Source organism: Amycolatopsis sp. DG1A-15b, assembly GCF_030285645.1.
Taxonomy (GTDB): Bacteria; Actinomycetota; Actinomycetes; order Mycobacteriales; family Pseudonocardiaceae; genus Amycolatopsis.
In genome coordinates, this window is record NZ_CP127296.1 from 4,282,910 (window position 1) to 4,297,550 (window position 14,641).

The window sequence follows — 14,641 nt, forward strand, 5'->3', positions numbered from 1 at the left end:
GTGACGCTCTCCTCCGGCCCTATTGCATGCCAATGACCGACGATCACACCGACCACAGGCGCGTGACCGATGTGACCTGTACCATGTCCCTGCATGCCATGTCGAGAGCGGTGGATGCTTATACACGGCAACGATACGTGTACGCGCGTGATCGTTTCCGTCCCGAGGACGGCAGCCAGACTGCGCGGGCCGGCATGATCGCAATTAAGGGGAGCCATCCGTCGCATGTGCTGGGCAAACTCGTCGCATGCCGAATCGACGAGTTGCAGCGCCCGCCAATCAGCGACGGCGAAGTGGCGGCGGATCTCGTACGCCGACAGCGCCTAGCAACTCTGATTGCGCTCTACCACGCAGGAACAGCCAGTCCAGGACCAGCACCGACGTTCGCGCTGGGGTGGCAGCGGCGCCACACCGATGGGCCTATCGATCTGTACGCGGGTGGGACGGCCCTGAGCGCCACGCGCCCGGACGGTCAGGCGGTCCTTGCTGTTCCGGTCGGCGGCCGGGGCAGGCGGCTACCGGTGGGTGGTCTCGCCGCGGAGCTGCGGTCCACACCATGTTGGACGCGAATCGACGGCATCACCGACGGCCTGCTGGTCGAGGCAACCGCGACGCAGCAGCCGGACCGCCTGCATCCGTCATTGGAGGATTGTCTTCTGCGAGCGTGGCACGAGCCGTTCGCGTGGCTGCTGATGGCCGAGCCCATCCCACCCGATGCGGTCGCGACCGAAGCAGCCAGGATCGGTGAGCTGCAACGCGACGCGAGCACGCGCGGCTCACCTGAGTACGCCGTGCAGACCGCCCGGCTAGCCCATCGGCACCAGGAACTACGCCAGGCTCAGTCCACCGGGCTCTGGCACGTGCGGCTGATAGCCGGTGGGACCAGTCCAGCAGCGGCAGCCAGCGTGGCCGGGCTGCTCGCTGCGTCCGCCGATCTCAGCAGCCTGCCTTACGTGCTGGCGCCCACCGCTACCACCGGCGCACTGGACGAGATCCTCGACGCGCGGCTCGACGGGCCCGACCGGGCGTCGCCGTTCGCGGCGAGCTCAGCGCTGGTCGCGTCGTTGGGCCGGGGACCCAATGAGGAGATTCCCGGAGTCCGGCTCACACTGCGGCCGCCGTTCGACGTCACCGCCGAACCCACCAGCGGCGCCCCAGGGCTGCGACTCGGGCGGCTGCTGGATCGCAACCGCGCCGAAGTCGACGACGTACACATTCCGCGTGACAGCCTCAACCGGCACATGCTGGTGGCCGGTGCCACCGGATCGGGCAAGTCGCACACCATCCGAGGCCTGCTGGAGCAGGCCTCCCAGGTGGGATTGCCATGGCTGGTAATCGAACCCGCGAAAGCCGAGTACCGGCTGATGGCCAGCCGACTCGGCCCCGGCTCAGTGCTGGCCATCCGGCCCGGCGATCCCGACGCGATCCCGGCCGGCCTCAACCCCCTGGAACCGGCCGCCGGGTTCCCGCTGCAAACCCATGTCGACTTGGTCCGAGCCCTGTTCACCGGCGCGTTCCAGTCCGAGGAACCGTTCCCGCAGGTGCTGTCCGCCGCCCTCACCCGCTGCTACGACGACCTCGGCTGGGACCTGGCGCTGGGGGAACCGAAAAACCCGACGCTCACCCCCCGATACCCCACACTGACCGACCTGCAGCGCACCGCCGAACGCGTCGTCGCCGACATCGGATACGGCAGGGAAGTCACCGACAACGTCCTCGGCTTCATCCGAGTGCGGCTGGCCAGCCTCCGTCTCGGTACCACTGGCCGATTCTTCGAGGGCGGGCACCCTGTCGACTTCGCCTCGCTGCTGCAGCACAACGTCGTCGTCGAGATCGAAGACGTCGGAGACGACCGCGACAAAGCGTTCCTGATGGGGACCATGCTGATCAGGCTGATCGAGCACCTGCGCGTCCAGCAGCACCCTACGGCTACGGCCGGGCTGCGGCACCTCACTGTCGTCGAAGAAGCCCACCGGCTGCTGCGACGCGCGGAACAACCCGGCCCCGCCGCTCAGGCCGTAGAACTGTTCGCCGGCCTGCTCGCCGAAATCCGCGCCTACGGCGAAGGACTCATCATCGCCGAACAGATCCCCAGTAAGCTGGTCCCCGACGTCATCAAGAACACCGCCGTCAAGATCGTCCACCGGCTGCCCGCCCTCGACGACCGCGACACCGTCGGCGCCACCATGAACCTCACCGAGCCCCAGTCCCGATATCTGGTCACCCTCCAGCCCGGCACCGGAGCGCTGTTCACCGACGGCATGGACTTCCCCCTCCTGGTACAGATACCGGACACCACCGCGCTCGAAGCCACCACAGCGGCAATCACCGCGGTCCCGACAACCGTGGTGGAGCGGCGTAGCACCACTTGTGGCCTCGATTGCGTCGACACGCCCTGCACTCTGCGCCAAGTGCGTGCCGCCCAGCGCATGCCCGAAACCGAACCCTGGCTACTCGCCTGGGCCGAGTTGTCCGTACTCGCCCACCTCACCGGCCAGCGCACGCCCTACCCACGCCAGCCTGCCCTCGACGTCCTGAGACGACTACCCACCCGGCTGCGCGACTGTGCCATCTCCCACGCCGTCGACACCGCTGTGGCGACCCGCTCGACCGCGATCGCCACCACACACAGCCCAGCACAACTCGCCGCCCATATCGCCAACGCCATCCGCGCCTACCTGACCGGGCAACGGCGGTGCCCCGATGAGGAACCCGAATGGCTGGCCACACCTTTCCGCTGGAACCTCGTCCATCACGAACTCGAAAAACTCTGCCACATCACCCCTGCCGCCGACCGGCACCCGCGCAGCAGAGAGTGGGCACAGACCTACCGACGCCCGATCCCAGGCGACACCGCCGACCAACAACGACAGACCGTGCGCGCCTGGTTCAACGACGACCTGCGCGATACCGCGACGTGCGACGCCATTGCTTGGGGCCTTCAGACCCCCGCCTCCATCGAGACGGTGGTCGGCAGCCGACGCAACGCCCCCGACTGGCCTGGCCGGCTCACCGAAACCCTCCAGACCTTCACCGAATGCAGCTGGGCACACCAATACCTGAAACCTCCCGATAGCCCTACCGATGGGAAGCGCTGATGTCTGGTGAAAGCCTCGTACCCGACTTCGAAAACCCCGCCGACGTCGCCAGCACGGTCGCCGAAGCGGCTGGCAAGGTGACCAAAGCCGTTACTGAAGCAGTCGGCAAGGTCGTCGAGTCAGCCTCCCGAGCATCCGAAAGCTCTGAAGCTCCCGCTGAGTACACTGACAAGGTAGCCCAGCTAGGCAGGCAACTGGATACCCCCCAAATCGACGCCAGTACCGAGCCCTCTGACGCCACCCTCAGCACACAATCCCCCGGCGACCAGACCAACGAGCCCACAGACACGCAACCGCCTGACAACAGCCCCGACGACCACACCGCCGAACTAATCGACGCTCACAGCGACAGCCCCCCAGATCAAGCCATCGAACCTGAACCGCACAGCGGGAACGACGCAGATAGCATCCGAGTCGACAAAGTAATCGACGCGACCGGCGCTGATTCCCCGGACGTTCACGAGAGTCAAGGCGGACTTGATCGCGGCGGGTATGACGTGGACAAAGAGCATTATGAACAGGCTGAACTGTTCGAAGCGCCGAACGATCTACATGTCGAGGCCACCCAAAAGCCAGATGATGACGCTATCGAGCAGGCGACCGCCTCCCCACTGGCGGCCGACGACCACCTCACGGAAAACGACAACGATCACCAAGCCCCTCAGAAAGAAGCCCATGCCCAGACCGTGCAAGCCGCAACCAAAATTGAACAGCCCACCGCAAATCCCGCCCCACGCACCGACGTCGAGCAATTGCTCGAAGGAGAACAGTCACTCAACCCAGAGCAGAGCGCCGCTGAGCCAACCCCACGTGTTCAAACACCCGCCACCGAGACCGCCCAACTGGACGACCTCGGTGAGCCAAAAGCCCTGCAGCAGACCGAAGAACCCGACCCCCATCATCTGTCCGGCAGCATCGGCGACTCGTTTGAGACTATCGACCACTCGGGCCGTCGAGATAGCGAGACCAGCGGCTTGCGGCAAGACCAACCACACGAATTCGAACAACCGGAATCTGGCGTCTATGCCGACCAACCCGATGCCAACCAATCAGGGGACGGCGACCAGGGGGACCCAACGAACACCGGGGATGATTCGGGCACATCTACTGGTGACGACCCTTTCGAAAACCTGACTCCGGCCGAACAACAGCGGCTGTTGGACGCGGTCATCGAAGACAGCAACCCGAGGTTCCGAACAACACCACAGAATGCCGATGCCGCAGCGAACGCGGCGAATCAGGTGACCGACGCGACGACGACCACGACCGTCCTCGCCACGCACAGCGGAGCCAGCGCTGAGGGCGTGACGGTCCCGGACCTCGGAATCGACGCCTACCTCCCCGGCGATCTCAACAGCCTCCAGAGCACGGGCCTCGTGCAGGAGACCGTGCACATCCCGGGTCTTGGCAACCCGTGGGGGAACGCAGACTGGGAAACCGTCGAGCTGAGGCTGGGTGGAAATCTCGACCAACTCATGAGGCACGCCGGCATAAATCTCAAATATCCAGTGTTCGACCGATGGGACGTCAACAGCCGGACCGCGACGAGCATTAAGACTATCGACTGGAGGGTGGCGTCCGACGCACCCATCACGACCAATGGCCAGAATTACCTCAACGAGATCAACCAGTTTCAAGCCGGCATCGACCAGGGCCACTGGACCTTCGGGCCATACGCGAAGACCCCGCCGGACCTCGTGCTGCGGCCGGGCGACATCGACCACTACGTGTTGGCGATCGCCTTCCCCGCAGGCACACCGGACCAGGCGCCCAGCCCGGCTGTTCTCGAGAAGTACATCGAGATCGCCCGCAGAGCCGTACTAGCGAACAGCGGCGTCCTCGTCCAGCTGATCCCCATCGACGAAACCGGCACCACCCGGTGATCGGCCGTATAGCCACTTCCCCCTTGTCCGTAGTTGAAGGCGACCATTCCGAGCAAGGCTGATCAGGACGCACACCGTAAGGCCAAGGGGGTCGAAGGGCGGGCGGCCACCGGCCTTCGACCCCGACATCTACAAGCAAAGGCACGCGGTGGAGTGCGGCATCAATCGGCTCAAACGCCACCGCGCCGTCGCCACTCGCTATGACAAGCTTGCGGTCCGCTACGAAGCCACCGTCCACATCGCCGCAATCAACGAATGGCTCTGACCGACTTCGATACAGGCCCTAGTGCCCCGAACGGCGTGGTGACCGGTTCGTCACTTCCGTTGGACGATCTCCGCTAGTTTCTCGGCGAACCCTGGCTCGAGCTTTCCATTATCGTTCAACGCTCGGCTGATTCCTTCACGGAAGACGCGACTGAATTCCGTATAGTAGGTGATAACCGGACGCGGGCTTGCCATATTGAGGGCGATCTGCAGTTGCTGCGTGTCGGGTCGCCGGGAATAGCTGAAAGAAGACTGCCGAGCGGGGACGTACCCTCCCTCCAACAGGATTTGCTGACTGGAGGGATTGGCAAAGAACTGGGCTACCGCCTGGGCGGCGCGGGGTTTGTCCGTCGTGGAGGAGATCGCCAGGTTCTGTCCTCCCAGAATACTGGCGGTGGGTAGCGCGGTGACCGTGTAACTGACTTTACCTTCCAACGCGTCGCGGGCGACCGGCCAGTTGCGCATGTAGGCCGTGCGACCGTCGGCGAATGTACGGACCGCCCCCTCGGCAGAGGTATTCTTCGCCTCATCGTCACCCGTGAGTACCAGGTCGGAGTCACGAGAAGCATCCGCCAGTTTCTTGATCCCCTTTAATTCCGCCGGACCGAAGTCGAGCTTGCTCCTGTCGGGGCTCAGTGCCGGCTGACCATCGGCGACCACCAGACCTCCAGCGGCCCAGATGGCCTCCAGCGCGGAGATGGTGAGCATCTCATCGTTCACACCCAACTGGGCAGCGTTGGCCGCCTTGAGGTCAGAGTGGCCAGACCGTGCGGCGTTGATGGCAGTCTTCGCGGAGGTCCCGAAGTAGTCGTCCCAGGTCTGCGGTGGGGACACTCCAGCGACACCAGTACGGGAGAACATCAATCCCACATCCGAGTTCAATGGCAGCGCCCACAGCTTCTGGTCAATTCGACAGGACCCCAGGACTTTGGGCACGAAGTCGCCCAAGTCCCTCTCCGACAGCCTGGATTCGTCCAGCGGTTGAATGTAGCCGTGTCGGGCGAATTCGGCCATCCATACGATGTCCAGAACGTACAGGTCGGCTTTGTGTTCCCCATTTGGCCCAGCGTCCTGGACCATACGCTCATGTTGGCCATCTGCTTGCACGGCCACGTAGTCGAACTCGATCGGGTTGGCCGGGTTCAATCGGTTCCACTGATCACTCAGTATCGAACGCGCGTCCCCAGGATCGGGAGGGAACGCCGTCATGATCACCAACTTACCGGGCTCCAAGCCCGATGGGGCCGGGCGCACGGCCACACCCAAGGCCACAACGCCTGCCACAACAACCACCAGAAGAGCGAATCTCGCCGGATTTTTGAGAATTCGAGACAATCTACGCAGCGATCCAGCGATATCCTCATGCTTTCCCACCGGCGGCGGACGCCACGCATATCTCACGACACCAGGAAGCGTATTGATAAGGACTCCAGAGAGTGTCGCTATCACGCCCGCGGTCATCAGATAAAGGATCGGGCCGACATCCCAGCGAAATTCAGCATTCGCCACCAACAAGGCGGCAGCGGCCGTGATGGCACTGACCACGATCACCAGGGTTGCGACAATAAATAAGCGAAACCGGACACTCCATTGACTGTCGTCCTGCGCGGGCTCGCTATTCCGACTGTCGTCCTGCGCGGGCTCGCTATTCCGACTGTCGTCCTGCGCGGGCTCGCTATTCCGACTGTCGTCCTGCGCGGGCTCGCTATTCCGACTGTCGTCCTGCGCGGGCTCGCTATTCATTCATTACTCCTCGCGGAATAGCTGTCGGGGATCAAGTGGCGTCGACCTGGCCTGCCACTCAACAAGTGAGTTGAAATCGTCCAAACCAGGGAAAGGATCCAAACTCCGCAGAAACTCCAGTCAGATGTGTTTCTGACGGTTATTGCAACATACCCCCATTGCGGTCGATGGTCTCGCTCAACTCTGGCGTCGCTGACGACGTCGCCGCTGCTCATACGCAACCTGATTCGGAGTGGAGATCGTGTCATGCAGCCGACCAGTCTTCTCGGCTCCGGCAATCGCGCGACCAATGACGCGGACAACGACCCATACCTCGCCGTACCGCGCGCCGCTGAAGCTGGAACACTACGGCCATCTCCCCTAAAGAGTGAGCTCGCCGAACCGCCGGCAAGGATCCGCAACTCTTCTGCAGACGTTGACGTATCACGCCCACCGTTGCAGTGTCACCTACCGGGCACTCAGCCTAGGGGGCACCCATGATCGATATGGACGTTGCGCCGCGAATCACCCGATGGAAGTAGAGGTGTGGCGCGGTTTTTGTCCTCTTGCGGCGGCGCCGTTGGACTCGCTGCGATCATCAGCTTGTTCCGCAAGAACGGGGAATCGTTGCGAATAAGGCCCTCGGCGACGTAAAATTCAATCTCGAACGGCTCCTTCTACGCACGCACCTGGATACCAGCGTCCTGCATGAGCTGGCGCCGCTCGGCGTCATCCATGCGCTGCCGCGCTGGCCTGTATGTCTCGCCCGTTCCGACTTCCTGCCAAGAGTCGGGCGTACTGGGTACCTGCTCCAGGTCAGCGATCCGAGAATCCAGCGCCGAGGTCCAAGCGTGACGACAGCGCATCACCGCCGCGGCCGACCAAGAGCGACAGCGGTTCGAGGCGCCGGTGCAGCGGCCGCTGCCGGACGAGCCGTTCGAGACCGGTCGCTGGTTCACCCCGCGGGTCGACTGGTTCAGCCAGATCAGCATCCGCACCAACTGCTACTCGGTGCCGGTCCGACTCATCGGGCGCCGGGCCCGTGTGTTGCTGCATGCTTCCGAACCGATCGTGTTCGACGGCCGGACCGAGGTGACCCGGCACGAACGGCTGCTGGCCAAGGCCGGCACTGAGGCGACCGGACAACAAGCGAATCACGCCCTCCACACAACTTTCATCGAACACACCAACTGGGTGCAGGCGGTGGCATGCAGCAATCTCGCTGGCCGCCCCGTCGCCGTCACCGCCGGCGACGACAACACCGCACGAGTCTGGGACCTCGCCACCGGCCAAGAACTCACCACCTTCACCAGCCACACCGACTGGGTACGGGCGGTCGCCTGCAGCAGCATCGACGGCCGCCCCGTCGTCGTCACTGCCGGCGACGACGACACCGCACGAGTCTGGCGGTTTCTGACCGAAACGAATCAGTCATCCACAGGTTCGGGTCACTCTGCAGACATTGCAGCCGGAACTTTCAGTGTGCTCGACGGCCGTCCGGTAGCCGTTACCACCGGCGGCGACGGGACCGCACGGGTCTGGGACCTCGCGACCGGCGACGAGCTGACCACCTTCACCGGCCACACCAGCCCGGCGAAAGGATTTGCCTGCAGCAGTCTCAAGGGCCGCCCCGTCGCCGTCACCACCGACTACGGCGCCGCCGTACGGGTATGGGATCTCGCCACCGGCCAAGAGTTCATCACCTTCACCGGCCACACCACGTCAGTGAACGTGGCGACTTGCGGCAACCTCGACGGCCGTCCCGTCGCCGCTACCGTCGACCGCGGCGCCACCGCACGGATGTGGGACCTCACTACCGGCGAGGTCCTCGCCGTCTTCGACTTTCGCAGCATCGGCGCCGTAGCGATCGGGCCTGGCGGCGAGCTCATGATCGCGGTTGGCTGGGACCTCATCGTGTTCGATCGCATCGCCAGATACTGAGCCGCCCAGCGGAGTGGCCGACCGCCTCTACTCGGCGACGACAAGTCCTGGTGCGACCGCGACGCCGCCAGTTTGATGTCGACATGCCGAAACGGGACGCCCAGCGTTTACTGCTCCCACACGTTCGTGCGGATCAGCGCAACTCGCGGCGAGACAGTGTCCTCACCAGAAGACACTGAGCCAATTTCACGCATAAGAGTCATTATGTATGAAGGTCAACCCCTGGATTCTTCATCGTCGCTTGACACCGGCTCTGCGTTCTGAGAAATTTCCCCACGCCCCGGCCGCCCTGAATGCACAAGGATTGCACGCCTGGAAATCTCGACGATAAGATGGGCTAGACTCTCCCCGCCATCGGCGGCGCGGAGTACGAGATAGATCAGAAGGAGCCAAATCATTAATGCGAGCAGCAATAAACCTCCAGCAATGAACAACACCGATACCGGAAGAATGATGGCAACATAGGCCATGCATCCAATCAGCGAAAAAACGACAACCAGTAGTCCGAGCAGCGAGAATCTTGCAGCATAAATCCACAGGCTGGCCGCAGGAAGCTCGAGTCGCGGGGCCGTAAAAGCTACGCGCAACAACCTGGGGAACCACGTCATTTTTCCTCCCAGATCCGGCGAATCCATCCATATAGTTCGCTGGCCACGTAGCTTAAAACGAGGACAAGAGCTGCCCCCTCGAATGAATATCTGATAACGTTTGCACAGGCCAGCTCGAATCCCTCCAGGTGCCCCAATTGCTCATATAGCGCTTCCGCCGCACTATGAAGCCCTATCCACGCCGCGAAAAAGACTGAGTCGATAACCAATCCGATCAGTATTGCCAGGAACGTCTTGAGTCGCACCCAGAGGGACGACATATCGCTACGTTTTGGCGTTGAGGCGATCTCTGATGCGTCAACAGCCCCGTCGTCTACCACGAAGTCTCCAGGCTCGGCGATGCTTGACCAGTTCATAGTCGGCCAGGCAGGTCGCGCCGTTACACAGGCACGTCGACACGACCGGAGCGCCGATAACAGTGATTATGTCGGCCAGCCGTGACCCATCGCGATACCGCGTTCCGCGACGAGAGGTTACACAAGCGCTCGCCAGAGCCACGACCGCCGAGCCAGCCAGCACCAGACAGGCCATCTGTCGAGGTGTCACCATCGCTCCCTCGCGATCATCTCACGAGCGCTCTACGGTTCGTAGCGGTTAGCCACACTCGGAGACTCCCGCTCCAGCGAATTCCGCGAGTTCGACCGAGTGAGCAGCAGCAGGCAGCAACAGGATCCGCCACCTCACGGCAACGCAAAGCAGCATGCTGACAGACCGACTTTGCGGCGGGTTTGGGACGAAGCAACGGCCTGTGGTGTGACCAGGCCGAGTAATCACCTCATCTGTGCCATGGTGACCTGAGTGATCTTGAGCGGCGTAACACGGCGAGAAGCAGTCGCGACCTCCTTGCATAGCGGGCAACTACGGCGTTCGCGCTCACCTGATGCTCGCCATACCTAGCACACTTTGGAGCGCAGATGACGTTCAGAACGAGGACCAAGCAGCGACGGCGGTGGCTGTCAGTTTTGATGCTCTTCGGACTGCTACTCGGCGGCGTCACTGCGACAACTACTTCCGCCCTTGCGGTCGGCAACTACAACAACGCCGCCATCGCCGACACGGCACTGACCTACGTCAACCAATGGGGCGGCAACGCCTGCAACGATGCACAGAAGCCCGGCGACTCAGGCGGACAGTGCCGAGCATTCGTCAACTGCATCGTCTGGATGGTCAGCGGCCATACGCAAAACCTGGGCGGCAGTGACTACTACCAGCCGTTTCTGAACGCTGGTGGCATTCGCATCAGCGATCAATCGCAGCTCGCCAAAGGTGACATCGTTCAGGTAGGACAGGGTTCGCATACCTTCATCATCGTCGGTCCAGTGAGCGGGAACACCTGGGACGTTGTCGACTCCAACCATGATCCAGCCTCAAACTACGAAGTAGTGATGCACTACCACCGGACATTCACGCTTGACAACACCACCAGGGCATACCGAATGGGCACGGTCAGCACTGGCGGCGGTCCGAGCGGCCCGGTTTGGCAGAACATCCAACACGCGTACGCTGGCACGGGATCCGGGAACCTGACCGAAACGTACGTCGGCGGCGGCAACACGTTGACCACCTACTCACTCGCCAACGCGGGCGTCAGCGTTGTGGGCGTCAAGCAGATGGTCACTCCCAACGGCGTCCGCCACCTCTTCAGCGCTGCTACCGATGGAACACTGCGCGAAACCTACTGGGGCGGAGGGAACTCGTTGACAACGGCAACCGTGGGCAACATCGGCACCATCCCCACGGCCATGTCAGCGGTGTACACCGGCAACGGCGTCCTGCACATCTTCACAGGCGACGCGAACGGCAATGTCCGCGAAACCTACTACGGCGGCGGCAATGCTCTAACAACCTACGTGATGGGAAACGTCGGATCAGCCATCAACGCGCTCACCGCCACAGTCACGCCGGACGGCACCATGCACGTCTTCACCGGCACTGCGGCAGGTGCAATCTGGGAAACTTACGTCGGCGGCGGCAACAACCTGACCAATTATCAGATGACGAGCATCGGCAGCCCCATCACGACCGTGTCCTTCGAAGTAACAAGCAACGGGGTCTACCACATTTTCAGTGGCGATACCTACGGCAATGTTCGCGAGATGTACTGGGGTGGCGGAAACACCTTGACCAATTACGTCATGGGCAACATCGGCTCGGCAGTCAAGTCACTTGTATCACGTATCACTCCCGACACGACGATGCACATCTTCACCGGAGCGGCAACCGGAGGCGTATGGGAAACGTACGTCGGCGGCGGTCACGCTCTGACCACGTCACAGGTCGTCAACGTCGGTACCGCCGTCTCCGCCATCGCTTTTGAGCGATCACCAGATGGCGTATTCCACGTGTACACCGGCGGCACGACGGGCGATCTCCGCGAGACATACTGGGGCGGTGGGAATACCTTGACTAGCTACACGATGGCCAACCTGGGATCCTCGATCAATAGTCTGGACAGCCTGTTCAGTTGACAGCAAGAATGCATCGACGATACCGCCAGCTACGGGCGCAGATCGGCCGCAACGGGCGGCACTCGACCCGAGGCCGGAAGCCGAGTGACTGGCAGGCCAGCACAAACCCGGCATCTACCTCAGACCGCTCCAGCGCAAAGCTCCGCCGAACGTAAACCTTCCATCAGTTACCTCCGCCCGGCGCGTCCCGCAAATCGCGCCCTTGCAAGCGAACGGCAGGCCCGGCCGCGACCGCAGCGCGCCGTCGAGGCCGACACGTCCCGCGTCAACGACACCGTCGTTGACCGCCCGTCCAGGGACACTGCACCGACGGTCTGCCGCGCGGGATGCACCTCCCCCGTTCAGAGCCTGCGTCAGCCCGTCCAGCGATTCGCCCACACTTCTGCGCGGATTCCTTGACAGGCTGGGCATTCGCCGTCCCGGCTGTAACGCCGGACCCCGGCGAGCGCGTTCGCGGGGGCGAGCAAGTTCGTCACGAACCGGGCGTTCTCGCCGGCCAGCGAAACGCTCGCTGCCGTGCGCTTCGGGTCGCCGGCACGTGCTACCGCGTCTTTGAGCACTTGCCCGGCCAGCAGCACTCCGGCGAGGACCGACATGAAGCCGACGGAGAACTGTGCGTCTCGGCCGTCGGAGGGACGCAGGCGGTCGAGGAGCGCATCACCGATCCGGCCGCAGCCGCCGGTACGACCCCACTCCCGCACCTGTTCCGGGTCGGTGCCGACGGCCGCGGCGTGCGCGGCGACGTCGATCTCGTCCATGTTCGCGATCCGGGCCCGGACCTCGCTGTCCGGGGTCACCTTGCGCGGCGGGTTGAAGCACCGCAGGCACGCGGTACCGGCCGTCGGGTCGACCCTCAGCATCTCGAGCCTCAGCCCGGACGTGGTCGCCTGGACCGCGGACGCGGGGTACTTGTCCTGCAGCGCCTGCCGGGAGTCGGGAGTGTCGACGGCGCTGATGAGGTGGCTCCGAGGCCCGACCAGGTGCTCGGCGGTTCCGAAGATGCCTTCGATGACCAGGCCGTGCCGCCCGCTCAGCCGGTCTGCCGCAACGACCGCCTTCGGGCGGTGGAGATCGGTCCAGCGGAACGGAACGCACCTGCTCAGGTTCGTGTCGTCGATGCCCTTGAGGTCGGCGTCGGCTGCGCGGATCGTGCCGGACACCTCCCGGTAGGCCCACAGCGTGAACAGGAGCGCGGTCCCGACCGCCCCGACGCCCACGAGCACGTGGTCCAGCTCCGCCGCCGGCTCGCCGGGGTCGGCGGTGGACTCGGTGAGCGTCCACGCGTTCAGCACGACAGCCTGGATGCGGTGATCACGAACGCGGGCCTGCAGGTACACCTGGCAGGCCGCGAGGCAAGCGGCGACGTACGGCCCGAAGGGGTTCTCACCGAGAATGCCGAGCGGCGGCACCCCGGCAGCGGCCGGCGTCACCGCGCCGGTCCAGCCGGCCGCGGACACGTGCAGGACCTCGGCATCGGGCCAGGCACGGCCCACCGGACCGCCGATCTGCAGGACGAGGTCGGCGCCCGGAAGCTCGTCCGCGTCAACGACCGGGGCGGCCTCGGGCCCGAACGCATCCGCGGTGGCCTTGAGCGCGTCGAGGAGGGATAGACCGCCATCCGGGTGTGCGGGGTCGACGCCATCGCGGAGCGCTGCGTCGTCCGAGCTGATGCCGACGGCCGCGACGACCCACTTGGTGGACCGCGTGAGCAGGGTGACCAGCAGCCAGGTCAGGTGCTGGACGGCCTGTCGGTCGGCGAGGCCTGGACCGACGGCTACGACGACCTTGAGCGGACTCGACGCGTCCACGCGGTCCTCGTCCAGGCCGGGAATCGGGAGAAGATGCCGCCACTCGGCGCGGCTTCCGGCGTCGGCACCCATTTCGTGCTCCTGAGGTCGAGGATCGAGGGGATGATCCTGATGACAGACTCGGGCCGGACCCGCCGCCAGCCGGCTTCCGCCCGGACGTGAACGCCGCACTCGGCCAGGCCGGGCCGGGTGCGGCCGTGGAACGGGACCACGACGGACACGGCACCGGTCCGCTGGCTGTAGGCACGCTCGTCGTCGGTCGGGGAATGGTCGACGAAGTCGTCGCCGTGCGAGTGGACTTGCGCAACGCGGGTCATCCGCCCGGCGGCACGGACCGCCTCGGCCGGCACGAGGTAGTTCCGGGGCCGGAGAACGGCGTCGGGTACCACCACGGTCACCGCGACGTACACCCGGCCGTCCGGCGACCTGCCGGGGTACCCGGTCTCGTCGACGCGGAACCCGTCGAGGTACGCGACGCGCTCGACGCTCGGGTCGTGCGGCGCGAACAAGTCGAGCACGGATTGCCACAGAGCTCCGGGGACGCGGATCTCGACGGTCATGGCGCACCTGCAGTGCCCGAGGCCGGTATCTCGATCGCCTGCGGGTCCAGTCCCATTCGACACCTTCGTGGGCATGGGTTTTCCCGGAGCCCGTAACTATTTGCGTCCGCGCTACGACTCAGCAGACGCACATCCCCGGCGCTGAGGAGACCGCCATCGACAGCCAGCGAGCAGGATGGACCAAAGCCCTCCTGGGAAGCGCCGCTACAGCTGCACTCGGTATCGCCATCAACGTCGCGACCGACCTCAAGAGCAGCTTCTGGGCCTGGGGCGCGGTCGCCGTCTTGGT

9 protein-coding genes are annotated in these 14,641 nt (G+C 64.1%); 4 read left to right on the forward strand and 5 right to left on the reverse strand.

The genetic code is table 11. The features are described 5' to 3' along the window. Positions 1–32 precede the first annotated feature (32 nt). Both QRY02_RS19520 and QRY02_RS19525 read left to right on the forward strand, forming a co-directional pair. Entirely contained in the window at positions 33–3,098 is a 3,066-nt protein-coding gene (locus QRY02_RS19520; protein ID WP_285992960.1) for an ATP-binding protein, read from the forward strand. Next, the gene (locus QRY02_RS19525; RefSeq protein ID WP_285992961.1) at positions 3,098–4,981 is read left to right on the forward strand and encodes an endonuclease toxin domain-containing protein; all 1,884 of its coding nucleotides are present in this window, start codon (positions 3,098–3,100) and stop codon (positions 4,979–4,981) included. Before QRY02_RS19520 ends, QRY02_RS19525 begins: the two co-directional genes overlap by 1 nt. Positions 4,982–5,296: 315 nt before the next feature. Here QRY02_RS19525 and QRY02_RS19535 read toward each other — a convergent pair whose 3' ends face one another. Beyond that, positions 5,297–6,988: an extracellular solute-binding protein gene (locus QRY02_RS19535; protein ID WP_285992962.1), complete on the reverse strand. Its 1,692-nt coding sequence runs from the start codon at positions 6,986–6,988 to the stop codon at positions 5,297–5,299. An 888-nt stretch (positions 6,989–7,876) separates the two neighbouring features. Here QRY02_RS19535 and QRY02_RS19540 point away from each other — a divergent pair. Further along, a complete protein-coding gene (locus tag QRY02_RS19540) occupies positions 7,877–8,908 on the forward strand; it encodes a WD40 repeat domain-containing protein (protein WP_502874217.1) in 1,032 nt (343 codons plus the stop codon). A gap of 215 nt (positions 8,909–9,123) precedes the next feature. Here QRY02_RS19540 and QRY02_RS19545 read toward each other — a convergent pair whose 3' ends face one another. Together QRY02_RS19545 and QRY02_RS19550 are read right to left on the reverse strand one after the other, a co-directional pair. Then, on the reverse strand, positions 9,124–9,516 hold the full coding sequence (locus QRY02_RS19545) for a hypothetical protein (RefSeq protein WP_285992963.1): 393 nt from the start codon (positions 9,514–9,516) through the stop codon (positions 9,124–9,126). Then, positions 9,513–9,872: a hypothetical protein gene (locus QRY02_RS19550; protein WP_285992964.1), complete on the reverse strand. Its 360-nt coding sequence runs from the start codon at positions 9,870–9,872 to the stop codon at positions 9,513–9,515. The genes QRY02_RS19545 and QRY02_RS19550 overlap by 4 nt, the downstream gene beginning before the upstream one ends. A 558-nt stretch (positions 9,873–10,430) precedes the next feature. On the opposite strand from QRY02_RS19550, the gene QRY02_RS19555 reads away from it, so the two are divergent. Beyond that, complete coding sequence (locus QRY02_RS19555; protein ID WP_285992965.1) at positions 10,431–11,984, forward strand: PLL family lectin; 1,554 nt, start codon at positions 10,431–10,433, stop codon at positions 11,982–11,984. Between the two features lie 353 nt (positions 11,985–12,337). Here QRY02_RS19555 and QRY02_RS19565 read toward each other — a convergent pair whose 3' ends face one another. Together QRY02_RS19565 and QRY02_RS19570 are read right to left on the reverse strand one after the other, a co-directional pair. Beyond that, positions 12,338–13,864 carry a ThiF family adenylyltransferase gene (locus tag QRY02_RS19565; protein ID WP_285992966.1) on the reverse strand — a complete coding sequence of 509 codons (1,527 nt, stop codon included), beginning with the start codon at positions 13,862–13,864 and terminating at the stop codon, positions 12,338–12,340. After that, entirely contained in the window at positions 13,759–14,352 is a 594-nt protein-coding gene (locus QRY02_RS19570) for a hypothetical protein (protein ID WP_285992967.1), read from the reverse strand. The genes QRY02_RS19565 and QRY02_RS19570 overlap by 106 nt, the downstream gene beginning before the upstream one ends. Positions 14,353–14,641 lie beyond the last annotated feature (289 nt).